This is a genomic window from Prevotella falsenii DSM 22864 = JCM 15124 (assembly GCF_000613945.1).
Classification (GTDB): domain Bacteria; phylum Bacteroidota; class Bacteroidia; order Bacteroidales; family Bacteroidaceae; genus Prevotella; species Prevotella falsenii.
Window position 1 is genome coordinate 87324 of record NZ_BAJY01000005.1, and the last position, 22317, is coordinate 109640.

The window sequence follows — 22317 nt, forward strand, 5'->3', positions numbered from 1 at the left end:
GACTTTATGGCAGACAAAACCTATTGGTATGCTAATTGCTTTATCTGTTGTAAGTTGTCATTAATAAAACTATGCAAATGGAAAATAGAAAAAGGATATGTTTTGTAATTATGGGCTTTGGAAAAAAACAAGACCCCTATACAAATAGAACAATAGATTTAGACGCGACATATAATAAGATAATTCAACCGTCAGCAGAAGCCTGTGATTACAAGTGCATCCGTGCAGATGAAATTTTGGATTCAGGTACGATTGATAGAAGTATGTATGCTTTGCTCTATAAAGCGGATTTAGTAATTGCGGATATTACGACAGACAACGCTAACGCCCTATATGAATTGGGTACTCGGCATGCTCTGAGACCTTTTTCGACCATTATAATAAAAGGAGGCGAGAGTAAAATCCCTTTTGACTTAGGACACACTCGAATTTTATCTTACGAGCATTTAGGCAATGAAATCTCTAAAAAAGAAGCTCAAAGAAGTGTCAGAGAATTGAAGTCTATAATAAAAGCTGTAACAGAAAATCCTGTGCCAGATAGCCCTCTATACACATACATCCCTAAAATAGAACAACCCAAAATCTCTGATGAAGATTTAGAGGAAATAATAGGAGAACTTCGGGCTAAAGAGAATACGGTATATTCTCTTTCAGAACAAGCAAAAAGGTTTATGCATGAAAAGCGTTTTGAAGAAGCCGCTCAGAAATGGCATAAACTCAGGCAAATGGTAGAAAATGATATTTTTTATATTCAACAAGAAGCTCTATGCACATATAAAAGTGAAAAGCCCGGAAAAGTTCCAGCTTTGACAAATGCACTTCAAATAATGGCATCTATAAAGGAACAGACAGATACTGAAACGTTGGGCATTACTGGAGCCATCAATAAAAGATTATGGTATGAAACAAAAGATGAGAGTTATTTAGATTACGCCATTGAGATGTACAGGAAGGGCTGGACTCTACATCAAGATTACTATACTGGAGAGAATTATGCCCTTTGCTTGGAACAAAAATCTATTCTCGAAAAAGATGAACGGCACAAAATACATAAACAAGTTGAAGCTGAAGAAATCAGAAAGCAAATTATAGATATAATCCTTCCTACTTTGGAGGAAGAAGAGCCCGAAGAACTTAAATGGAAGTATGCCACATTGGCGAACTGTTATTTTGCGCTTGGAGATGTAAAAAAAGAGCAGGAGTATGACCAAAAGTTCAAAGAGCAGAATCCTGAAGACTGGGAAATAGAAACATACCTTGAAAATAAGCAGAATAGTATTAACTGTAATAATAAATAATATGGCAAAAACTTATTCAGTATTTATCAGTCACTCATGGGATCATGTAGATGATTTGAAGAACCTCCGTAACCTTTTAGAAAAGAGAGGTTATTTTCATGTTGAATTTGAAGAGGCTTCACCCGAAGAACCTATCAACTCAGAAAATTCAGCATACATCAGACGTCGTTTGAAAGAGAAAATTTCTAATTCTGACATTGTTTTAGGCATTGCTGGTATGTATGCCTCTTACAGTGACTGGATGAAATGGGAGTTGGACACTGCAATAGCGGAAGAAGTTCCAATAGTAGGAGTTATTCCTCGGGGGCAAGAGAGAATTTCAAAAGTTGTTACAGATCGCTCCGTAGAGGATGTTCATTGGAATACAGAAAGTATTGTTGATGCCATTCGAAGAAGGGCTAAATAATACTTCCTACTAAAGCACGCCTCTTGCGACATTATGCTCCGCAAGAGGCGTATTTGATAATCAGGGTATATAAAACAGAGCGAACTCCACTTTTCGTCGTTTGATAAGACCTCTGAGGACTTTGCCTTTGTATCGGCAGAAAGAGACAAATTCACGGTAGAAATTCCTGTCGCCCGACTCTATCTTCCGTAACAGTCGGCTCTTGGGATGTTTGCCGTATCCAAGCAACCTGCCTGTCCCGACATTATAGGACAAGACGGCAAGAAGCAGGGCATCCTTTCCGTAGTCCTTGAACATCATCAGACGCTTCATCAGGTCTGCCCGAAGCAGGGAATCCGCCTGCCGTTCCGTCATCGCCGCAGTAAAGCGTTCTCCCTTTTGCAACTTATGACCATATCCGACATAGGGAGCATCCTTGAACCCGTGTAAGCCCTCAAAGTTATGATAAGCTACTCATAATTTTGATTATGACAAGTAATATGTTATGTAAAGTGCGAGACTTATAAAATGAGTAAACTTGTTGTATATTAAAGAATTTATTTAGTCCCTTCGTATAAAAACTTCTCATTATATTACGTTCTGTATATATCTAATTATTAAAGAATGATTTTATGGAAAAAGTAGAAATTAAAAAGCTCATTGAGCAATGCCTCAATTACTTTTATGAAAGTGGTTATGCGAAGGGTACTATTGACTATTACAAGTGTTTGTGGACAAAAGGTATTTCACAATACATGTCGAACAAAGGCTTTGATATGTATACACCTAATGTAGGTGCAAAGTTTATAGAGTCCACTCAACATCAAGACATGAGTAATCATGAATGCGAAAGGATACGTAGCATACATGCTCTTAATGATATTATGGCAGTAGGATATGTTAGAAAGCAATGTGTTAGGGCAGCTATCTATCCTCTTGATGGTGCTATTGGAAAACAGATGGAGAAGTTGGTTCTACATTTGATTTCTTTACGCCGTGGCAAAAGTACGTTAAAGCACTATCGTTTATGTTTGGGTAATTTTTTGTATTACTTAGACATGATTGGAGTACAAAATATAAAGCAGATAACAGAGGAACATATTATACGGTTTCTTTCGTCCCAACAGCTAAATAGGGAAAAGACCCTGTCTATTATTCGATGCCTCTTTCATTTTTGGAAACAAGAGAACATTATAGATGGACGATTTGAGGAATTCTTCGCTACATATAAATTACGAAAGAAAGAACGCATACCTTCATATTATACAACGGAAGAGATTAAGGTTATAGAAAATTCTGTATCGCGAAGTAGTGCTTTGGGCAAGCGCAATTATGCAATGATTTTATTAGCATCAAGATTGGGATTGCGTGCTTCAGACATTATAAGTTTGAAGTTCTCAGATATAGATTGGGATAATAATCTCATTAAATTGAGGATACAAAAAACAGGTAAAACCATTGAACTTCCATTATTGGCAGATGTCGGTAATGCCATAATAGACTATCTTAGATATGGACGTCCAACATCTACTTCCCAAAACATATTTCTCTCAAGTCGTGCCCCTTATATTGCTGCCACTCAGTCTATGGTTTGTGGTAATATCAATAAAATAATCCGTCTGTCTGGTGTAAATATTGATAAAAAACGCCATGGTCCTCATTCTTTACGGCATTCCTTAGCAAGCAATATGCTTGAAAATGGGGCTACCATGCCTACTATATCAGAAGTTCTTGGACATCGCAACACTGCAACAACGATGACTTATCTAAAAATAAACCTTGTAGCTTTAAGGAAATGCGTATTACCTGTACCACCTATTCCAGATAGTTTTTACATACAGAAAGGAGGAGTATTTTATGGCAGAACAGTTCAACTACAGTAGTGTTTTATCTCCATACATTAAACGAATGTTAGAAATTCGGAAATCAATGGGTGTTGTTGATTCTCGTGTAAGATGGATACTTAAAGAATTTGATGATTTTGCTAATTCCATAGGATTGCAGGAACCACATATAACAGAAGAATTTGTTAAGAAATGGCATAAATCACGGGTATCAGATAAAGAAGTTACTATTTATGGCAAATATCTTGTATTGCGCCAACTAACCTCATTGATGTGCCGCAACGGATGTGTGTGTTATATACCGATTTTACCAAAGCATCCAAAATCGGAGTTTACGCCTTATATATACACGCATGACCAAATATCTCAATTGTTTACAGCAGCCGATAGCAGCCGTCTGTTTAATAATTGTATGAAAACGGCTATCATTTCCATGCCAGTCATTCTTCGATTACTTTATAGCACAGGAATGCGTGTGTCAGAGGCCTTATACATGCGTAATAGCGATGTGAATCTTGACTCTGGATACATACATCTCCGCAAGACAAAAAATAGATGTGAACGCCTTGTTCCTATTGGTGAATCTATGGTAATTGTACTAAAACAGTATATAGAATATAGGAATAGAATGCCTATAGAAAAAATTTCTCATCCCGATCATCTGTTTTTTACCAAATTAGACGGAACAAGCTTCAGAGTATGTACTCTTTATGTCTTTTTTCATAAACTGCTAAAAATATGCAATATACCATATATAGGAAATCGTCAAGGACCACGTATACATGACTTGAGACATACCTTTGCAGTACATTCGCTTGTACAAATGGGACATAACGGTATGGATTTATACACAGGTCTACCAATACTTTCTGCATGTCTTGGGCACCGTTCTCTTTCATCTACTGAAAAATATGTACGACTTACCTGTATGATGTATCCGGAGTTTGAAAAACAGTGTTCTCCTATAAATGCTTTTGTTTATCCAAAAATAAGAACAGATTATGACTACCAGGACTGATTTTGCAAAATATCTAACGCGATTTTTATCTGAATATTTGCCACATCAACGAAATGTGAGCAAAAACACAATTGCTTCTTATCGTGATTCTTTCGTACAATTCATCAATTATATGAAAGACATCAATGGAATACCTGTTGAACGACTTCTTTTGAAACATCTTACACGGGATAATGTCATCAATTATCTACAATGGCTTCACAATACTAAAAAGAATACTACGGCAACATGCAATTATAGGCTTGCTGCAATCAGGTCTTTCTGTTCGTATCTCCAATATATAGTAATAGACAATATGGTAGAATGGCAAAGTATATTGTCGATAAAGGCAAAAAAAACAGAAATAAGCCCTCCTAATTATCTTTCAATGGAGGGAATAAAATTATTATTGGCCCAGCCTGACACAACCTCATGGAAAGGACGTCGTCATTTAGCATTATTGTCATTAATGTACGATACTGGTGCCAGAGTACAGGAAATAGCAGATCTCACTGTGGATTGTGTACGTATTGATACAACACCATACACTATACGATTAACAGGGAAAGGACGCAAAACCCGTATAGTCCCCTTGGCAGAAGCACAAGTTGATATTTTACGTAATTATATGGAAGAAAACAACTTGAAAGATCCCAACATGATGAAAAAGCCTTTATTTTTCAATGGTAGGCATGAAAAATTAACAAGAGAGGGTATTACATATATTCTGAAAATTTATGCAGACATGGCAAATAAACAGCAGCCAGAAATTATTCCAAAGAAAATAAGTTGTCATTCTATTCGACATAGTAAAGCAATGCATCTTTTACAGGCAGGAGTAAATTTAGTATATATACGTGATATTTTAGGGCATGTTTCCATACAGACTACTGATATTTATGCACGTGCCGACTCCAAAGCAAAACGTGAAGCACTTGAAAATGCCTATACCAGATTAACCCCTAATACTATAACAGAAAAAGAGTGGGAACGAAATAAGAACTTATTAGAGTGGTTAAAGGGACTTGGACATTGATAATATTATGCGTAACGCTCCTTTTGTGGCTTTCTGACTTCGTTTTTCGCTGATTCCTTCTGAAAAACTTGCAGAATTGAAATAAAAGCCCTATCTTTGTATTGACAGTTTCCACCACGCCTCTTTTCAATGCGTACCAGGGTGGAACTTTTACTTTTTATACACTTATGGATTATACAAAACAACCATTGGATTATCCCCAGATTCTTCAAATGCTAAAAAACCGGGGACTAATTATCAGAAATGACAATGATGCTTCAGCGCAGTTGAAAATCATGAGTTATTTCCGGCTGGCGAACTACCTCCGTCCGATGGAACAGGACAAGACTACTCATGTATTTAAGCCCAACAGCCATTTCGACAATGCCGTCAATCTTTATTTCTTTGACAAGAAGCTGAGGGCTTTGCTTTTTACTGCCATACAAAGTTTTGAGATAGCTCTTCGCTCGAAACTTATTCATCATTTCTCGATGGCTTACGGTGCGTTTTGGATAATGGACAGGAGTTTATTTGCTGATAAGAAGATTTTCACCGACTGCTCTATTCGTGTCCAGCAGGAAGTTTTTCGTTCAAAGGACGATTTCATCCAGGAGCATTTTGACAAATACTCCACTCCGATAATTCCTCCTGTCTGGAAGACTTTGGAAATGGTTTCTTTCGGTACATTGTCACGTATCTTTTGCAATCTATCGGATAAAGGGATAAAAAAGAGAATCGCACGGGAGTTCAACCTTCCGCAACATAAGTTACTTGAAAGCTGGTGTAAAAGTACGGTTACTCTCCGCAATAATCTGGCTCATCATTCAAGAGCATGGAATAGAGTATACCCAATCCAGCCGCAATTACCGCAATCCCTTAATGGAGATTGGATAAATTCTGCTGGCGTTGCCAATAATCGGTTGTATGCCCAGCTTTGCTGCTTGGCATACTTGCAGAACGCCACCCATCCGGGAAACAATTTCAAACAGCAATTAAAATCGTTATTGCTTGCTCATCCCAATGTCGATGTGGCAGCGATGGGCTTTCCGACCGGATGGGATAACGAGCCGCTTTGGAAGTAGTAAGGAAATGGTAACTGTTATTTGAAAAGATAAATTAGAAATCAATTATGAATATACACGAAACAATAAAAAACATAAAAGAACAAATATCGCTATGTGAACAAACTGGTGATATGTTTGATTTGCCAGAGATAACAAATGCAAAAGTAGAAGTAAATGATTTGCCTAATGAAGGAGCTGATCTATTTCACCGAGAATACAAAATAAATCTTGCTGATGGAGAGAGTATTCATATAGACTATCATTCTAAAGATAAATGTCGTTCATTCCAAGTCAATCCAGATCGCAGTGTTATTTCATTAAAATGCTCGAGACCTGAATTAGATTTTGGAATATCCTGGGATGAAAAATACTAATATTCAAACATTATGGGTTATTATAGAGAAATACAGTGCCATCAATGTGGTACATTAGTAGGCATAAAGGAGGTTAACATTACGATGCCATATAGAACGGAAGAAACAGCTGAGTGTCCTATCTGCGGTGTGACTATCTTTAAACACAATAGTCGGGGAGATTTTGAGTCCGAAGTTATTTCAACCGAAAATACATTAGAACCATATAAATCAAAAATAACGAAATAATGTATGTGGAGATAGACTCAACCGACATCATCGCTTTTCTTATAAAAAGAAGTGGCTTTTCTAATGAGTTTGAGATTCCTTTTTCTCTGATTCATCATTTAGCAAAAGTAATAGAATCAGAAAATGAGGATATTCTTACATTTTGTGATAGCGTATCTATAGATGCATTCAGGTGCGCTTTTACTTCCAATGTTGTAGTAGAACATTCCACTATAAAAATTTATAATGCGCGAAAGATACGCACAAATGTAGAGAGATTACTTCCTCCACAAAGAATAATGGATTTGCTTGAAGATATCAACAAGAGATAAAGTATGAAAAGAATACTTGATACAGTTCATGGCTATATAATGGTTGGTGATGAATTCATCAACCATATTATTGACACCCCCCTCTTTCAGCGTTTAAGAAGAATTGAACAAACTTCAATACGTTCAGTTTACCCCAGCGCAAGACATGATCGTTTTATACATTCTCTTGGTGTATATCATATAGGTTCTTTAATTGTTGATCACTTGAAAAACGAAGCGAAAGCAAACGAGTATTGGGGCCAAACGGAAACAACAATGATGGTTTTGTATAATTCTTATCTTGCTGCTTGCCTCTTACATGATATCGCACATGCTCCATTCTCCCATTCTTTTGAGCGTTATTATGGCAAGAAGTCAGATTTGGCATCGTTGTTGAAAAATAGTATTAAGAACGATAATTTTTCTAAAGATCTTGATATTGCCATACTAAAAGACGAACCGAACTTTCACGAGTATATGAGTGCATATGTTGCATACACTCAGTTTTATGACGGTTTAAGGCACCGAATGAATCTTAACCCTGAGTTTGTTGCACGGATGATAACTGGCATATATTATAGCGAGCAAAAGGATTATTACCAGATTTATAATTGTTTCATTTCTTTGTTACATGGTAAAGTTATTGACGCTGATAGATTAGATTATGCATGTAGAGATGTATGGGCTTCAGGATATAGCACTTCCAGTATTGATTTAAGAAGACTTATATCTGCTCTCCATATTATGCGTAATGGCAATGGTGATTATGTCGTATGTTTTGAAAGCAACTCACTTAATGAGATAGAAGGCGTACTTAATGTAAAAGATTTTCAAGTTAAATATGTGATTAATCATCATGTAGTATGCTACGAACAATGGTTGCTAACGATGGCTGCGGAAACAATGGCATTAAAGTATTATCCAAGAGAAGACCATAATGGTGCTCTTGCTTTAGGAAAAATATTAAATGCCGATGCCATAACCAGTTGTATTACTATTCCAAACGTCAATTTTGTAATAAAAAATATTTCAGATGATGATTTGATTTTCTTACTAAAACAGGATAATGATAATCATTATTACAATCAGTGGTATAGTAGGCAATATACTCATTCTGCTCTTTGGAAATCAAAAGATGAATTCTATCATTTTTTCGGGGAAGTGGAAAAGAACAAGTCGCTCAAGCATAATCAGTTTGAAGAGCGTGTTAAGCATATTTTGACAGAAAAGTTTAGGATTGATTCTAATTCTATTATTATCCTAAAACCTGTTTTTAAGCACGTGTGCAAATGAACAGTCTCTACTTGGTTGTCGCAAATGATATTGTTAGATATACAGATATCTATCCAGAAATGAATGATATTAACGAAGATATTCATTTCTATTATGTTTTTGTTCCCAAAAACTCATCGATGAAAAGAACTGATTGGATTAACTATCGAACAGAAATAGTAGAAGCTTTAAAACCTATAATGAAGGAATTATATACTAATACGTGAATGGTAATAATATACAGATGCAAAAGCAGATAAGAAGAAATAATCCCGGATTCATCACCTGCATTTGATGCCAAGGAGAAGAATTACCAGGATAGTGATGTACAAGATACTAAGTCACATCTGTAAATGCAGTAAAATGCTTTCTCCTTGAGAATGAGAATACGGCATAAAACAGACCACTAATAATAACTTATTAGAGTGGTTAAAAGGACTTGGACATTGATAATATTATGCAAAGTGTAAGTGATAAGTTGGCTTATAATAACTTGATTGCAAACTAACTGTTACTTACACTTCACATAACATATTACTTGTCATAATCAAAATGCTTGATGCATACAACGGCACGCTCGAATGGTGGCAGTGAGAGAAGTACATTTCTACCATCCTGAGCGGAAAGCCGTAAGCAGAAAAGGCAGACAAGGCACAAGACGACAAGTTTACTTCCTATCCTCATTCGGTTTCTCCTTTTCCTCGTCCCTTTGACTGTTGAACTCAAACGAGAGTTTCACCGTCTGTCCGAAATTATCCTCCACATACACATCAAAGGTCTGCTGGTCGGTGGATGCAGAGGTGTAGTATAGCCTGAATTCTTCTTTCGTAAGCGGGTAACGGTCATTGGGCTTGAAGATTGTACCATTATCCATCTTCAATCTTCCTTTGCCGTCGGGTTGGAAATATCGGATGGTATAGCGTGCATCCTCAAACCGTCCCTGCCGTTTGAGCGTGCAGCGTATCTCCGCCGTCTGTCCCTTGACAATGTGCTTCAGCACCGGCATCGTCTCTACCGTGAACGGGTACGCCTGCTGAATATCCAACTCGTGATCACAAGCAGATAAACAAAACCCGGCGAGGGCAAGCACTCCCATTACCCATATTGTGTTTATAATTTTCTTCTTCATTGTTTGTTATCGTTTTGTTGTTATACATTGTTCCCTGCATTCTTGGAAAGCAGAAACTCATTCAAATCCTTATGGTCGGCATACATAGAGGAATGGTCAATGACCTTCTCCCCAAAACAGTCGTACAGACTTTGAAAAGTTCTTCGCCCCGCATCGTCATTGTCGAGGAAGCATTCTATCTTTTCATAGCCATGCAAGGCTTTCACCGCCTTCTCTACGTTGGAGACGGAATTAAGGACAAGCCAATCTGAAGCGGTGATGCCGAGTTGCATAGCCGAGAGGTAATCCATAAAGCCCTCGAATACGGCACATACATCCGAGCCGTTATGCTTCAGTGAAATATACTTCGGCGGTATGCAGCCCTTAAAAAAGCGGTTGCGAAGTTCTAATCCTCCGGCATCGTTACGAAATCCGATGGCATAGTACCGCTTGCCATACACACGGTATCGGACCTCCTCGCAGTTGGGTATGGCAACGTGGGCATTGATACCCCGTTCATTCAAGTACCCCAGCAGTTTGGCATCCTGCAACGGTCGCACCCAAATATCCTCGAAGACGGCTTCTTTCTCTTCATTTCTTTGTGGTTGTTCCATTATGGGTAGCGGACACGTTCCGCTCTTGGCAATGAAAGCTGCCTGCAGGAGGAAATCACCGCTTCCGATAAACTCTCCTGCCAAGTCGAAGATGTCGCCGCCTTTGCCCGTCCCAAAATCGAACCAGACTTTCTTGGCGGTATCGACCTTGAACGAGGGTGTCCGTTCCGTGCGGTAAGGGGCATTGTACCAAAGAATGCCGCCTTTCTACTTTTGGGGCTGAATCCCCATTGCGTTCAGGAAGTCCGCAATGGGGATTTCTCTCATCTGTCGCACGTCCATCAGTCCAGCATGATTTTCAGTCCGAAACCGTACAGGGCATGGAAACGCTCCGTAGAACCACCCCACAGGCAACGCTCCCTCCCATAGAGCAGCAACACCAATCTGTCCGTCAGATAGGTCTCTGCCTGCAAGGTAACAGCACCGCCATAGAGAAAGCCATCCTTATTGTGTAGCGTCGAACCGTCAAAGAGCCGTTTCTCTCCGCCATTGACCGTCTCATATCCCGCCAAGGCGGAAACACCTGCGGAGAGGAAAAAGGTCTTGCTTCCGTCGGAAAGCACATTGCAGAAGAAACCTCCCTCGCCCGTGAACTGCTCCACAGGAATACGGCTCTCCCGATAAGGGTGGTATCTGCGGAGATACTCCGCCCCGAACACCCATTGATGTCCTCCTTTCGTGTAGGTGGCAAGCGAAGCCCCGAACGAGTATCCTGTCTCATTCTTTGAGGAGGCGGAATAAAAACCGTCCGCCATACCTGTGGTAAGGCGTATGCCCTTCGTCTTGGGCAGACAACGCTGGGCGTGCGCCTGCCCTGCAAAGAGGGCAAGCGACACGACAAACAGAAAAAACAGAGACTTTCTCATACTACTTCATTTTGAGTTCGTCAATTACTCTTGCACGCACGAGGTCTTCATTCTCCACGATGAAGGACTGATGTCTTCCTCCGTTCTTCTCGTGCATCTCCACAATGAGATGCTTGTCATCGGGGATGGTGAACTTCTGAAGCGTGAACACCGTGCGACCGCTCTTCTGTCCCGCCACACAAGTAACATAGTTGTAGGCACGCAGCGGAAGCAGCACCTGCTCCTGCATGGCGGTCTGCTTGGCGACCTTCTTGTCCACGATCTTGAACGTGACGAAGTCGATGTCGAACGGCACGTTGGACTTGTTGCGCAGTTCTGTATGGAAGTACAGCAGTCCGTTGTGCGAGTACAACCCTTTGAGCAGGTACTGAATGCCGAAGGACTTGCTGCCGATGTGCTTGACGGTACGCCTGTTCTCCTTATGGATGGACTTCATGATGAGCCTTACCAGCATTGGACTCTCGCTGCCGAGTTCCTTTAGATAGACCTCCATCGCGTTGTTCGGGCGATTTACGCTCGCACCGTCATGAATGAAGTCCGTCATCTCCACGTTCAAAAGCAGCGGTTCATCGGCATACTTGACATTAAATGTGTAAAACGCACCGTCCTCCGTGATGACGCTCATATTCGTCTCCTCACGGAACTCTTTGACCGTCGCTTTCACACGGATAACGTTCTCCGCTCCGTCCGCTTTCCCCGCAATGAGGTTGGGCGAACCCAAATCGACATAGCGTACGGCAGAGGGGAAGATGATGTGTACCGTCTTGTCGTAGGTGATTTCCAAGCCGTGGGGCGGTATCATTCGCTCAAAGGCAATTTTGCGGGTCAGACCCTCATAGAGGTCTCCCGTTGAGGTTGTTTCCTGTGCGTTCGCACAGACTGCGCCTAGCATCAGGGCGATGGCTAAAACTGTTCTTTTCATTTTTACTGTGGATTAAAGTGGTTGTTATTAAAATGAATGATTACTCTTTGGAGGGAGAGAGAAAGACCCTGTATCCTGCTTTGAGATGTACCTTGACGGTGCGCATTTTCTTGGAGAAATACTGCGAGGTGCCTTGTATCAGTCCCTTCCCCAAATCAGCGGCAAGCTGTGCGCCCGCATCAGTGGAGAAGTTCATACTGCTGCCTGCAGAAGTACCCATTCCTGCGACAATTTCCTTCGCGGCACTGCGCTCCATCGAGCCGGGGATGAATATCCCAGCTTGTCCGTCCGTATCGTACACCGCCAACTCCACGGGGATGATGTTCCCGTGATATTCCAGCGAAGAGATGAGTACGTTCAGGCGTTCACCCAGTATCTTCGCCACGCCGACCACCGAGGTGTTCCGAGGGATTTCCTTGCCGGATACCAGCATCGGTTCCAAGAGACGGAAACGTACCGTTTGCCCGTCCGTAACCGTCTGCCGGGTATGCACACAGGCGGAGATGGTATTCTTCTCCGTCAGCGGGGCTGTTCCGATGGCGGTATGGAATATGTAGTTCCTCTCCTTGACATATTCGGAGCGGAAAGTCGAGTCGCTCATCGGCTGTGCCAGAGCCGACACCACTTGTTCGCTCACGGGGGAAACGGGAAAGGCTACCGCCTTCCCGTTTCGGGTAGTTACGACCGCTTTCCCTTCGGAAGCCGTCTCCCCGTCCGATGCCAATGCCATATTGGAAGAGGACTGTCCACCACCCGACGGCATATATTTTGCCGCCAACTGATAGGACTTTTCAAGTAATGCCATCTGGTCGTTCACGGTTATGGCGGGCGACTGCTGTTCGCTGCTCATACGGTTTTCCAACTCTGCCAATCGGGCACGCAGTTCTTCCTTTTCAGGGTCTTCCCTCGCGTCTCATAGAAACTTCCGAGCGTGCGGTTGATGTCTTGGTAAGCGGATGCAGAGGCGTGAAATCCCTCTTGCGGAACAACGGTGCGGGAGCCGAAGCCGCTCTCCCTTTCCGATGCCTCCGTCTTCAAAGCCAACTCTTCGGAACTCTGCACCGGTTGTCCTCCTGTCATCTCCCCGAACATGGAACTGAGGCTTTGCATGGCACGGTTTCGCTCCTGCTCCTTCTGTTCCATCATCTCCTTCTCGTAGGCTTTCTTCTTGTCGCCGATGAGTTCCGAGGCTTGCGGATCCGGTACTTCCGTATTGAAGCCTTTTGCCTGTTTCTCTTCCTCTTTCTTCGATGGAGCGAAGATGAGCCACATGGATCCCGCAAAGAGCAGGAACATCAGGGGATAAATGATAAACTTCTTTCGTCTTTGTCTCTCTTCCTCCGTCAGCTCAGGCGAGGTACTCCCGTCGGAGGCTGTCTTTCTTTTGAATGGGTACATAATCGTAATACTTTAATAGGTTGATACTGTCGTTGGGATAGAGCCGCCTTATTTCAGGGGCTTCGATATGCTCGATTGCCGGCAACGTTTCCTCTTCGGAGTCTCCGTCGGAGAAGATGCGGTACAAACCGTTGAAGAAAACGTAGTTGGCAAGGAAGGCGAAGAAAAGAAGCATCGTCAGGACGACATACAGCCTCAAATGAGCAGGGATGCGTCCGCACAGGCGGCGGAGCCTTGCCTCCGCTCCCTCCTGCATCATTCGGAATAGACTTTTCTTTTTCATCGCTTACGGGTATTGATGTCCTTGTTCTCCACAATCTCAAATCCCTCGATGTTGAAACCGTTCGGGTTGTCGTCGCTTCGGTTCGTATTCAGCAGGCGGCACTCCGTGACAAGGCTTCGTTCCGTGACGTTGCTGGCACGGATAATCAGCTGTCGGGCATACGTCCGTACCGCATAGGGGTAGCGGTCGAAGTCACAGAGCACGCTGTCCACCTGCACGACTTGGTTGATGTTGCCCGCAATGATACGGTTGTAATACCCCTTTTCCGAGAAATCCCGATAATAGTTGTAAGCGCTTTTGTCCGCCAAGAGCAATGCACGAGAGATATTACTCTCAATGGCATTCTTGTCGGGAGAAAGCGTGAAGAACAGTTCGTGGAAACGTCGGACATGCTCCTTGGCTTCCGCGGGTCTGTTCTGTGACAAGTCCTGCGAGAGTGCGAGCATCAGCGACTTACCGCCATCCAGCACATAGATTTTCTGCCGCTGGGCTTCAGCAAAGGAGTAGGCACTCCACACCGAATAGCCCGCAAGAGCGGCACACAGGCAGATGACCACCAACGTAAAAAGGCGTATCTGCCTGAAACTTGTTTCGATATTCTTTAATGACTTAAATTCCATAGCGTTTTAATTTTGTTCCGATGGTTCGGATGATTTGTTTCCTCCCCGATGAAATAACTTTCCGGCTATCTCCTTACCCTTGCTTCCCGCATAGTTCATCGCGTTTCGTGCGTGTCCTCCGGCGAAACCGCCGACGGCTCCGCCCACAGCACCGGCGATACCGGCACCCTTTGCGGCTGCAAGTCCTACGTTCTTGCCATAGTTGCCCGCACCTCCCGCTTGGATAATCCAACCGGCAACGGTGGGAATGGTAAAGTATCCGATAATACCGATAATCATAAAGACCAAGTACACGCCGTTCGAGGCATCTATGGAATAGGTCGGATCGTTCTGCAATTGCGTGATGTCGTGCTTGAGCATCAGTTCCTGAATCTTTGCCAGCATCGAACTGAACAAGTCCGCCACGGGTAGCCAGAAATAAATGGAGACATACCTTGTGATCCATTGAATGAGGGTACTCTGAAATCCGTCCCACACGGAGATGGCGAAGGCTATCGGTCCCAAGATGGAGAGGACAATCAGGAAGAATGTCCTGAGCGTGTCGATGAGCAGGGCGGAAGCGGCGAAGAGCAGTTCCAAGAACTCCCGCACCATATTGCGGAACCATTTCTTGAAGTTGTACATGCCTCGTTCCACATACATGCCCGCCATTGTCGCCATGTCCGAAGGCGAGAGACCGAGTTCGTCCAGTTTCTTGTCAAATTCCTCGTTGCTCACCAAGTAGGCGGTCTCTGGATTACGCACCATCGATTCATACTCTATCTTGTCCCTCATCTTGCGGTATTCGTCCATCTTGAATGTCTGCGTCTCCATCATCTTGTGCGTTCCTGCACGACGGGGGTGAGCACGCCGTTGATGGTGTCCAAGACCATCGGGAAAAAGAGAATGCAGAGACCGAGAGCGAACGGACGGAGCAAAGGATAGACGTCGATGGGCTCGGCACGGGCAAGCGTCTGCCATACCCTGAATGCCACATAGAAGAGTGCACCCAAGCCCGCGATTCCCTTTGCGACGGCAATCATGTCGCCGCACATGGGCATCATCTCCGTATAAAGCGAACGGAGCACCTGATGCAGGTTGTCAAATTCCGCTCCCATGACTACCAGTATCTTTCGTTGTCCGTACCGTACAGGTTGAGCACCCTGTCCGTATCCTTCTTTGCCTTGGCTCGGAGGTAACTCACGGAGATGTTCTTGTTCGTGTAGTAACGCACGAGGTTGCGGTAGTCCCGCACCTCCTTGTAGCAGCGATCCACCACGTCCATGCGCTCCTTGTCGGTCATCTTCAGCGTGGTGATGTTCACCACCTGCTTCAGTTCCCTGAGCAGGTTGTTGCTCTCTCCGAGCAGTTTGGTATAGCCGTTGGCAATGGCAACCAGCTCCTCCGGTCGGAAGTTCGGGTCGGAGAGCATCTTCTTGTAGTTCTTCACATAGATGTCGGAGATTTCCCCGACCATCAGGATGGTCTCCTTCACCCTTTGGGCATCCCGGACGAGGTCGTTCACCTTTTTCAGGGCATCGTAGTACTTCTTGCTCTCATTGTAGAGTTTCTCCACCTCCTTGAAGTTGTCGAGCGTGTTCTTGACCGTCTTGGAGGTCTGCACGATTTCCTTGGTCGTGTTGATGATACTCTGTGCAAGGTTGGTGGGGTCTGTGACCACCCACTGGGCGTGTGCGCTGCCTGCCAAGAGGCAACCGCACGTGATAAGCATTAAAAATTTCTTTCTCATTTTTCAAATTGATTTTAGCGTAGATACAATGCCGTTCGAGTTGCGTGAAAAATCAGTCGAGTAAATCTGAAAATCAGTCGACTGTTTACTTGAAATATGACGTCATATTTTCGTGAATATGATGTCATATTTTTCGGACTTGTTGTATTACGCGGTTAAACATTCATTGGTTGTCTTTCTCTTCGGCAAGTTGTCTGACGGCAAGCTCCATATTTCCGCCGAGTTGTTCGGCACGGGCGAGCACCCGCATCTTCTCGGTCTCCTCCGTCGTGTAGGTAAGGTATTCGGCTTTCGACACTTCGGTGGCATAGACGGCAGACTGCACACCTCCCAGTCCGATCCACACCTCCTTGTACGATCGTGTGGCATCGTTGCTCTGATTGATGGAGAGTATCTGCCCCCGTTCCTTGTCCGTCAGTCCCAAGAGTGCCTGAATCTGGTCGAACTTGTTCATGTACTTGCGCTGGTCAAGCAGTATCTTGCAGTCGGAGTTGTTGATGATGGACTCCTTGACAATATCTGAGGAGATGATGTCATCCACCTCCTGTGTCACCACGACTGCCTCGCCGAAGAACTTTCTTACCGTTTTGTAGAGATACTTGATGTATCCCGCCATATTGGCGGACGCAATCGCCTTCCATGCCTCCTCAATGAGGATGACCTTCCGTATTCCCTTCAACCTTCGCATCTTGTTGATGAAGAGTTCCATAATGATGATGGTCGTGATAGGGAAAAGGATGGGATGATCCTTTATCGCATCAATCTCGAAGACGATGAAGCGTGCGTTCAAGAGGTCAAGCTGCTTGTCCGAGTTCAGCAGGTAGTCATATTCTCCGCCCTTGTAGTACGGCTCCAGCACATTGAGAAAGTTGGCAAGGTCAAAATCCTTTTCCCTGACCTTCTTCTCACGAAGCAATGCCGAGTAGTCGGTGGTGAGGTAGTCGTAAAAGCTGTTGAACGAGGGTACGATGCCGTCGTCCGTCTTAATACGCTCGATAAAGAGCGAAACGGCATTGGAGAGGGCGACCTCCTCCGAGCGTGTGGCAGGCTCGTTGTCCTTCTTCCAGAGGGTCAGTAGCAAGGTTTTGATGCTCTCTCGTTTCTCTACGTCGAACACCTTGTCCGACGTATAGAAGGGATTGAAGCTGATAGGACTTTCGTCCGAGTAGGTAAAGTAGACCCCGTCCTCACCCTGTGTCTTGTGGCGTATCATCTCGCACAGTCCCCGATAGCTGTTTCCCGTGTCCACCAAGACGATATGGGTGTTCTGTTCCCAGTACTGCCTCAAGAGGTGGTTGGTGAAGAACGATTTTCCTGACCCCGAAGGACCCAAGATGAACTTGTTTCGGTTCGTGATGATGCCTTGCTTCATCGGCAGGTCGGAGATGTCAAGATGAATCGGCTTGCCGCTACGGTCTGCCATCTTGATGCCGAACGGTGAGAGCGAGTTGCGGTAGTTGGTCTCCTCATTGAAGAAGCAGACCGCCTGTTCGATGAACGTGTAAAAACTTTCTTCTGCGGGGAAGTCTGCTTCATTACCGGGAATGCCCGCCCAGAAGAGCGTCGGCACATCCACCGTGTTGTGTCGAGGCTTGCACTCCATCAGAGCCAACTGGCTGCCCACATCATTACGGATACGGCGGAGTTCCTCTTCGTCCTCGCTCCATGCCAAGACATTGCAATGGCAGCGAACGGAAGTAAGTCCGAAGCTGTGTGCCTCGTTCAGGTATTCGTCAATCCATTGCTTGTTGATTTGATTGGAGCGACTGTAACGGGAGAGTGAATGCATGTTCCGTGTGCTCTTCTCGAAGCGTTGCAGGTTCTCGGCACTGTCGTCAATAAGCACATACTGGTTGTAAATGTGGCTGCACGGCAGCAACAGTCCCACGGGAGCGGCAAAAGAGAGACGGCAGTCGCTGCGGTCGGTGGACAGGCGTTCATAGCGCATATCAGTCCCCACCTGTCCCGGAAGGTCTTCCGTATCGGAAAGGGTATGCAGGCAGAGCCGCTTGTCGCCGATCCGCATCCGGTCGGCTCTCAGATCAATGTCCTCCAAGACCGTCGTGTCGGAGAGAGACAGTGAGAAATATTTTTCTATCAGTCCCGGCTTTTCCTCCGTGCCGACAATCTCTTCATCGCTCAATCGGGTCAGGCGGACAAAGCCGCACTCGTTCATAATCCTCTCGAATTGCTCGGTCGCTTCGAGGAACTTGCGGGCGGTATCCTTATCCCGTACCTCCTTGGGGATGATATGTCCCCGGCAGAGCGTAGAAAAATTGCTTTGCTGCCGGCTACGGTTCTTGGTCGTCTTGGTCAGGAACAGGTAGCAGGCGTGATTCAGGAAGGGTCGCTCGTTGAAGTGTCGCTCGAAACTGCGGGAGAGGAAACTCATATCCTCCTTTTGCAAATCCGGGCGGTAGTCCTCCTTGACAAACCAGTCCTGCTTGTGCACGACGCTGTAAGTCGGCAAGACCTTGATCGCCTTCACCCAAGCCGAATGGATGGCGGCATACTCCGCACTCGTCACGGTATAGAGTTCGGGTAAGTCCACACGGAAGGCGACCGTAATGTCGGCGTCTTTCGAGAGGATACAGCCCTCTTCGACGGCAAGCAGCGGAAAGCGGTTCTCCAGCGTAGTGGCTTTCAATAGGTTTCTCATTGCTTTTCCTCCTTTCTGTTTTGCAGATTCTTCATCGGTCGAGTTACCGCTCTTTTCCGCTCTTGATGGCGGAAGAGACGGGGGATGCGTCGTCGGTTGATGAGGTAGCGGGGATGGCTGTGCAGCGCGGAACGCTTCATCAGCCCGTGTTCCCCGTACTTTCTGTTTAGGGAGAAAGTCTGCCACACCAATATGCCTGCGGCAGTCCCTCCGAAGCCGATACAGATCCATTGATTGACACCCGCCATGTAGAGGATGACAAACAGCACGAAAAGGGCGAGCAGCCTCCTGCGAAGATGAACAGGTATTGACTTTTGAGTCCCTGAAACTCTACCGAGCGACCGATACCCTTGTTGATGGGATAGGTCTCCATAGGCTTAGAGGAAGAAACTTCTTAAAATGGTGGCTGCCACGATAAGGAAAATACAGGCTCCGAACCAGCTCGCGGCGGTCTTCGAGGTGTCCGGATCTCCGGACGAGAACTTTGAATAGACCTTTACCCCTCCGATAAGTCCCACGACCGCACCGATGGCGTAGATGAGTTTTGTGGCAGGGTCGAAATAGGAAGTTACCATGTTGGTGGCTTGGTTGATACCCGACAAGCCGTTGCCTTGGGCAAAGGCAGAGGAAATTGAAAGCAGCAGGACGGCTGCGATAAGAAAATGTCTTTTGGTCATAAATCTTTGTTTTGTGCCGAGAGGATTGGATATGTCCTCCCGACGGGTGAATACTGTTATTACTTTCGGATGTTAGTGGTGGCTCTCTTAGGGTCAGCCGTACTCTTTTTCTTTCATTGCTTGTTGCATTAAAGGGTTCATACTATTGGGACAAAACCATTCGGAAGGGGCGTTACGCCTTTTCACCGCTGTAAAGTTCCTCGAAACGGGCACGGACGATTTCATCGATCGTGGCCGAGCGTTTCGCATCACTTCGGAGCGTTTCCATCAGGTGGGTTCCTTCCAACACTCTCAGCGTATTGCCGGTCCTCTGTCGCTCTGCTTCAGTATGGGCGTGGCGGTGAATGACTGACAAGGCTTCCAGCACTCGTTCAAAATCAATTCCCGTGGCATATTCGCTTTCTCCCTGTATGGGAAGTTCCTCGTCCTCCTCTTCAAACGATAGAGAATCGGAAGACTCATACGTTAAAGGAATCTCATCTATGTCGGGTAGATCATCCGGTTCTTCCGATGGCTCTTGTCCGTTTTCAGGAGCAAAAATAGAAGCCTTTTTTGCTTCCGCCTTACCTTTTGGATAACTGCGTACTTGTGGCGTCGAGTGGCTGAGTTTGAAGTGACTTTTACCGATGATTTCAGCTTCACTGACCGTCTGGCAAGGCTTTTTCTCCATTGCCCTGTTCTTTCTTCTTCTTCGTTCATACGAGAGAAAAAGAAATAGCCATAAGAGATAGAGCAAGAGAGCAGCAAGGACTATTCGGTACATAGGCGTTGCAGGATTTCGTGAAGTTCATCGCCCAACCCGTTGCATAGATGACTCAACTTTCCTCCATGAGGAGGGAAGAGGGTGCAAATCCCTCTTCGACGTTCGGAAAGCAGCGGACGATACAAACGGGAATGACTCAATGAGGTCTGCATCAGCAAAGCTCCTGTTTCATCGGCAAGGGTGCGACTGCGTTCGTCGGCCTCCTCGCGTTCCCAAGCCTGTATCATGTTGCGGAGCAGGTAAAGCTCACGGATATTGCCCTTGCCCATAGTCAGTATCTGCTCTCCCAAGATGTCGATGAAATGGCGGACGGCTTCCATATCCATCGGACTGCCTGTAATAGGAAAGAGAACGGCATCCATTGCCGAAAGCAGCTGCACCGTTCCTTCGGTACGCATCAGTGGAGGGAGGTCAAAGAGGATGCAGCGAGGAGGATTGTCCGCACAGTGTCGCTCCACCCGGTTCAGGGCTTCCCGCACCGGAGTGCAAATTATCGGATAAGGGGTACAGGGTATCCGATATTTCAGACGTATCAGGCTTTGCCAGTTCAGTTCTTCCGACTCTTGCTGCCGCAGACGGGCGATTGTATAGACAGGATGGTTGCAATCCACGACGGCGACATCGTATCCTCTGTGGTATTGCAGAATGCTTGCGGCAAGTACCGTAAGCGAGGTTTTGCCGACACCGCCCTTGGGGGAAGCGATGGCAATATAGATGGGTTTACTCATATTTTCTCTTTTCTTTGAACGGGTGAATACTATGTCTTGATAAATCGTTTGTAATCGAAGTTGCCTGACTGAACCTCTTTCGGAGCTTCTTCGGCAACACGCTCCAGTAGTTTGCGAACTCGTTCTCCGGCGACTTTCTTAATCTCTTGGAACATCGGGGAGTCGTGTATCTTATAGATGGTTTCGGCGGCTTTCGCAGCTTCTTCTATCGGGGCATTCTTACAGGAGAGGACACTGCCCATTTGTTGCAGCTCTTCCGCTGTGATGCTTTCCGAGAGAGAGTGGCTTTCACCTTGGACTTCCACCAATACATAATCCTCTTCCTCTTCGATACCGACTTGCGAGATTTCTTCCGACGTTCCCGTTTCAAGCATCTGCTCCTGTTGCTCTTCTTCAATGGGCAACTCGGCTAAAAGGATATTCTCCTCTTGGGAGGATTCCTTTTGGGGGATGCGGATGGTGATTACGACTTTTCCCTTTCCTCGTTCCCTGAAAAAGAGTTGCAAGTCACGGTAAAGTCTCACGGCACTCCGATAGCGTTCGTACAGGAAGCGGGCGACCTGCACGCTGCCGAGATAGGCTAAGCCTACCGACAGCAGAATAAAGATGACCTGCTTCATCGCTCGAAACGTTTACGGAACTGTTGCTCGAACAAGGCGTCTATCTCATCGCGATGGGTGTCAAGATGATGACGGATAATGTTGTCGATGTAGGCGGAGAGAGGCAGGCTGTTGCCTGTGATTGTACCCACGACGCAGGCAATCTCATCCTTGATCTGTTGGGAGACATAGACGGACACTCCCTTTTCCATGATATGCCGTTTCAGGAAGGTCTCCTCGTAATCGTTTGTTTCCGGTTTCTGCTTTTCCTTTCCTGTCTCCGAACGCTCTATCAGCGTGGTGGAATTACGGATAGTCACCTTGGAGGATACACTCTTGTTTTCCATGCGGGTTGTCTGCCCTGCATTCTGTCTTACGTTTTGCTTTTTCATCTTACAATAGTTTTTTGAATTTGAGTTCATTTAATCTGTTTATTTCGTCCTTATAGACTTCAAAGTGGTGGAGGATGATGTTCTCGACATAGATTCCGATGGTCATCTCCCTGTTTTTCATCGACATGACTATCTCTGCCAGCTTTTCCTGCAATTCTCTGGCGACATAGATGGTCTTACGGTCTCTGAGGT

Annotated in this window: 23 protein-coding genes and 5 pseudogenes; 9 read left to right on the plus strand and 19 right to left on the minus strand. The window is 45.0% G+C overall.

Annotated features, from left to right (window positions below):
* The first annotated feature begins 77 nt into the window (after positions 1 to 77).
* The gene (locus JCM15124_RS03410) at positions 78 to 1298 is read left to right on the plus strand and encodes a tetratricopeptide repeat-containing protein (protein WP_024998308.1); all 1221 of its coding nucleotides are present in this window, start codon (positions 78 to 80) and stop codon (positions 1296 to 1298) included.
* A gap of 1 nt (position 1299) precedes the next feature.
* On the plus strand, positions 1300 to 1704 hold the full coding sequence (locus JCM15124_RS03415; protein WP_012457200.1) for a TIR domain-containing protein: 405 nt from the start codon (positions 1300 to 1302) through the stop codon (positions 1702 to 1704).
* Between the two features lie 60 nt (positions 1705 to 1764).
* On the opposite strand, the pseudogene JCM15124_RS03420 reads toward JCM15124_RS03415, so the two are convergent.
* Positions 1765 to 2157: pseudogene (locus JCM15124_RS03420) on the minus strand (glycoside hydrolase family protein); the annotation flags it as partial.
* Positions 2158 to 2315: 158 nt separating this feature from the next.
* Between JCM15124_RS03420 and JCM15124_RS03425 the strand changes: the two are divergent.
* From JCM15124_RS03425 to JCM15124_RS03455, 7 genes are all read left to right on the plus strand, one after another.
* The gene (locus JCM15124_RS03425) at positions 2316 to 3566 is read left to right on the plus strand and encodes a site-specific integrase (protein ID WP_024998310.1); all 1251 of its coding nucleotides are present in this window, start codon (positions 2316 to 2318) and stop codon (positions 3564 to 3566) included.
* A complete protein-coding gene (locus JCM15124_RS03430) occupies positions 3541 to 4545 on the plus strand; it encodes a tyrosine-type recombinase/integrase (RefSeq protein WP_024998311.1) in 1005 nt (334 codons plus the stop codon). Before JCM15124_RS03425 ends, JCM15124_RS03430 begins: the two co-directional genes overlap by 26 nt.
* Positions 4529 to 5560 (plus strand): site-specific integrase, encoded by a 1032-nt coding sequence (locus tag JCM15124_RS03435; RefSeq protein WP_024998312.1) that lies wholly within the window; start codon positions 4529 to 4531, stop codon positions 5558 to 5560. The genes JCM15124_RS03430 and JCM15124_RS03435 overlap by 17 nt, the downstream gene beginning before the upstream one ends.
* A gap of 167 nt (positions 5561 to 5727) precedes the next feature.
* Entirely contained in the window at positions 5728 to 6621 is an 894-nt protein-coding gene (locus tag JCM15124_RS03440; protein ID WP_036884968.1) for an Abi family protein, read from the plus strand.
* 47 nt (positions 6622 to 6668) lie between these two features.
* Complete coding sequence (locus tag JCM15124_RS03445; protein ID WP_024998314.1) at positions 6669 to 6977, plus strand: hypothetical protein; 309 nt, start codon at positions 6669 to 6671, stop codon at positions 6975 to 6977.
* A 233-nt stretch (positions 6978 to 7210) separates the two neighbouring features.
* Entirely contained in the window at positions 7211 to 7516 is a 306-nt protein-coding gene (locus JCM15124_RS03450; RefSeq protein ID WP_156930625.1) for a hypothetical protein, read from the plus strand.
* Between the two features lie 3 nt (positions 7517 to 7519).
* Entirely contained in the window at positions 7520 to 8788 is a 1269-nt protein-coding gene (locus tag JCM15124_RS03455; protein ID WP_024998316.1) for an HD domain-containing protein, read from the plus strand.
* A 525-nt stretch (positions 8789 to 9313) separates the two neighbouring features.
* Here JCM15124_RS03455 and JCM15124_RS16405 read toward each other — a convergent pair.
* The 18 genes and pseudogenes from JCM15124_RS16405 to JCM15124_RS03545 form a co-directional block, all read right to left on the minus strand.
* Positions 9314 to 9451: pseudogene (locus JCM15124_RS16405) on the minus strand (lysozyme); the annotation flags it as partial.
* Positions 9435 to 9896: a DUF3872 domain-containing protein gene (locus JCM15124_RS03465; RefSeq protein WP_024998318.1), complete on the minus strand. Its 462-nt coding sequence runs from the start codon at positions 9894 to 9896 to the stop codon at positions 9435 to 9437. The pseudogene JCM15124_RS16405 and the gene JCM15124_RS03465, both read right to left, overlap by 17 nt.
* A 20-nt stretch (positions 9897 to 9916) precedes the next feature.
* Positions 9917 to 10687 (minus strand): toprim domain-containing protein, encoded by a 771-nt coding sequence (locus JCM15124_RS13040; protein WP_232220067.1) that lies wholly within the window; start codon positions 10685 to 10687, stop codon positions 9917 to 9919.
* A gap of 83 nt (positions 10688 to 10770) precedes the next feature.
* A complete protein-coding gene (locus JCM15124_RS03475) occupies positions 10771 to 11355 on the minus strand; it encodes a conjugal transfer protein TraO (protein WP_024998319.1) in 585 nt (194 codons plus the stop codon).
* A gap of 1 nt (position 11356) precedes the next feature.
* Positions 11357 to 12277, minus strand: coding sequence for a conjugative transposon protein TraN (traN, locus tag JCM15124_RS03480; protein WP_024998320.1), 921 nt, complete (start codon positions 12275 to 12277; stop codon positions 11357 to 11359).
* Positions 12278 to 12317: 40 nt separating this feature from the next.
* Positions 12318 to 13675 (minus strand): annotated as a pseudogene (gene traM / locus JCM15124_RS13045) (conjugative transposon protein TraM).
* The gene (locus JCM15124_RS13050; protein WP_036884971.1) at positions 13626 to 13958 is read right to left on the minus strand and encodes a TraL conjugative transposon family protein; all 333 of its coding nucleotides are present in this window, start codon (positions 13956 to 13958) and stop codon (positions 13626 to 13628) included. Before JCM15124_RS13050 ends, traM begins: the two are co-directional and overlap by 50 nt.
* Positions 13955 to 14578 carry a conjugative transposon protein TraK gene (gene traK / locus JCM15124_RS03495; RefSeq protein WP_024998322.1) on the minus strand — a complete coding sequence of 208 codons (624 nt, stop codon included), beginning with the start codon at positions 14576 to 14578 and terminating at the stop codon, positions 13955 to 13957. The genes JCM15124_RS13050 and traK overlap by 4 nt, the downstream gene beginning before the upstream one ends.
* 6 nt (positions 14579 to 14584) lie before the next feature.
* Positions 14585 to 15675: pseudogene (gene traJ, locus JCM15124_RS13055) on the minus strand (conjugative transposon protein TraJ).
* A 2-nt stretch (positions 15676 to 15677) separates the two neighbouring features.
* On the minus strand, positions 15678 to 16307 hold the full coding sequence (locus JCM15124_RS03505) for a DUF4141 domain-containing protein (protein ID WP_024998323.1): 630 nt from the start codon (positions 16305 to 16307) through the stop codon (positions 15678 to 15680).
* 163 nt (positions 16308 to 16470) lie between these two features.
* Positions 16471 to 18966, minus strand: coding sequence for a TraG family conjugative transposon ATPase (locus JCM15124_RS03510; protein WP_024998324.1), 2496 nt, complete (start codon positions 18964 to 18966; stop codon positions 16471 to 16473).
* A pseudogene (locus JCM15124_RS13060) lies at positions 18963 to 19339 on the minus strand (DUF4133 domain-containing protein). The gene JCM15124_RS03510 and the pseudogene JCM15124_RS13060 overlap by 4 nt, the downstream one beginning before the upstream one ends.
* A gap of 4 nt (positions 19340 to 19343) precedes the next feature.
* A complete protein-coding gene (locus JCM15124_RS03520) occupies positions 19344 to 19643 on the minus strand; it encodes a DUF4134 domain-containing protein (protein ID WP_004332848.1) in 300 nt (99 codons plus the stop codon).
* A 172-nt stretch (positions 19644 to 19815) separates the two neighbouring features.
* Complete coding sequence (locus JCM15124_RS03525) at positions 19816 to 20406, minus strand: hypothetical protein (protein ID WP_024998325.1); 591 nt, start codon at positions 20404 to 20406, stop codon at positions 19816 to 19818.
* Positions 20394 to 21134: a ParA family protein gene (locus JCM15124_RS03530; RefSeq protein ID WP_024998326.1), complete on the minus strand. Its 741-nt coding sequence runs from the start codon at positions 21132 to 21134 to the stop codon at positions 20394 to 20396. Before JCM15124_RS03530 ends, JCM15124_RS03525 begins: the two co-directional genes overlap by 13 nt.
* Positions 21135 to 21163: 29 nt before the next feature.
* Entirely contained in the window at positions 21164 to 21754 is a 591-nt protein-coding gene (locus tag JCM15124_RS03535) for a hypothetical protein (RefSeq protein ID WP_024998327.1), read from the minus strand.
* The gene (locus JCM15124_RS03540) at positions 21751 to 22125 is read right to left on the minus strand and encodes a DUF3408 domain-containing protein (protein ID WP_024998328.1); all 375 of its coding nucleotides are present in this window, start codon (positions 22123 to 22125) and stop codon (positions 21751 to 21753) included. The genes JCM15124_RS03535 and JCM15124_RS03540 overlap by 4 nt, the downstream gene beginning before the upstream one ends.
* A 1-nt stretch (position 22126) precedes the next feature.
* Positions 22127 to 22317 (minus strand): DUF3408 domain-containing protein (locus tag JCM15124_RS03545; protein ID WP_024998329.1); only part of this gene is annotated, 191 nt, incomplete at its 5' end.

Excerpts from the sequence above, each read along its gene's own strand:
- JCM15124_RS03410 (WP_024998308.1), top strand. The coding sequence starts at position 78 with ATGGAAAATAGAAAAAGGATATGTTTTGTAATTATGGGCTTTGGAAAA.
- JCM15124_RS03415 (WP_012457200.1), top strand. The coding sequence starts at position 1,300 with ATGGCAAAAACTTATTCAGTATTTATCAGTCACTCATGGGATCATGTA.
- JCM15124_RS03425 (WP_024998310.1), top strand. The coding sequence starts at position 2,316 with ATGGAAAAAGTAGAAATTAAAAAGCTCATTGAGCAATGCCTCAATTAC.
- JCM15124_RS03430 (WP_024998311.1), top strand. The coding sequence starts at position 3,541 with ATGGCAGAACAGTTCAACTACAGTAGTGTTTTATCTCCATACATTAAA.
- JCM15124_RS03435 (WP_024998312.1), top strand. The coding sequence starts at position 4,529 with ATGACTACCAGGACTGATTTTGCAAAATATCTAACGCGATTTTTATCT.
- JCM15124_RS03440 (WP_036884968.1), top strand. The coding sequence starts at position 5,728 with ATGGATTATACAAAACAACCATTGGATTATCCCCAGATTCTTCAAATG.
- JCM15124_RS03445 (WP_024998314.1), top strand. The coding sequence starts at position 6,669 with ATGAATATACACGAAACAATAAAAAACATAAAAGAACAAATATCGCTA.
- JCM15124_RS03455 (WP_024998316.1), top strand. The coding sequence starts at position 7,520 with ATGAAAAGAATACTTGATACAGTTCATGGCTATATAATGGTTGGTGAT.
- JCM15124_RS03465 (WP_024998318.1), bottom strand. The coding sequence starts at position 9,896 with ATGAAGAAGAAAATTATAAACACAATATGGGTAATGGGAGTGCTTGCC.
- JCM15124_RS03475 (WP_024998319.1), bottom strand. The coding sequence starts at position 11,355 with ATGAGAAAGTCTCTGTTTTTTCTGTTTGTCGTGTCGCTTGCCCTCTTT.
- traN (WP_024998320.1), bottom strand. The coding sequence starts at position 12,277 with ATGAAAAGAACAGTTTTAGCCATCGCCCTGATGCTAGGCGCAGTCTGT.
- JCM15124_RS13050 (WP_036884971.1), bottom strand. The coding sequence starts at position 13,958 with ATGAAAAAGAAAAGTCTATTCCGAATGATGCAGGAGGGAGCGGAGGCA.
- traK (WP_024998322.1), bottom strand. The coding sequence starts at position 14,578 with ATGGAATTTAAGTCATTAAAGAATATCGAAACAAGTTTCAGGCAGATA.
- JCM15124_RS03505 (WP_024998323.1), bottom strand. The coding sequence starts at position 16,307 with ATGAGAAAGAAATTTTTAATGCTTATCACGTGCGGTTGCCTCTTGGCA.
- JCM15124_RS03510 (WP_024998324.1), bottom strand. The coding sequence starts at position 18,966 with ATGAGAAACCTATTGAAAGCCACTACGCTGGAGAACCGCTTTCCGCTG.
- JCM15124_RS03520 (WP_004332848.1), bottom strand. The coding sequence starts at position 19,643 with ATGACCAAAAGACATTTTCTTATCGCAGCCGTCCTGCTGCTTTCAATT.
- JCM15124_RS03525 (WP_024998325.1), bottom strand. The coding sequence starts at position 20,406 with ATGTACCGAATAGTCCTTGCTGCTCTCTTGCTCTATCTCTTATGGCTA.
- JCM15124_RS03530 (WP_024998326.1), bottom strand. The coding sequence starts at position 21,134 with ATGAGTAAACCCATCTATATTGCCATCGCTTCCCCCAAGGGCGGTGTC.
- JCM15124_RS03535 (WP_024998327.1), bottom strand. The coding sequence starts at position 21,754 with ATGAAGCAGGTCATCTTTATTCTGCTGTCGGTAGGCTTAGCCTATCTC.
- JCM15124_RS03540 (WP_024998328.1), bottom strand. The coding sequence starts at position 22,125 with ATGAAAAAGCAAAACGTAAGACAGAATGCAGGGCAGACAACCCGCATG.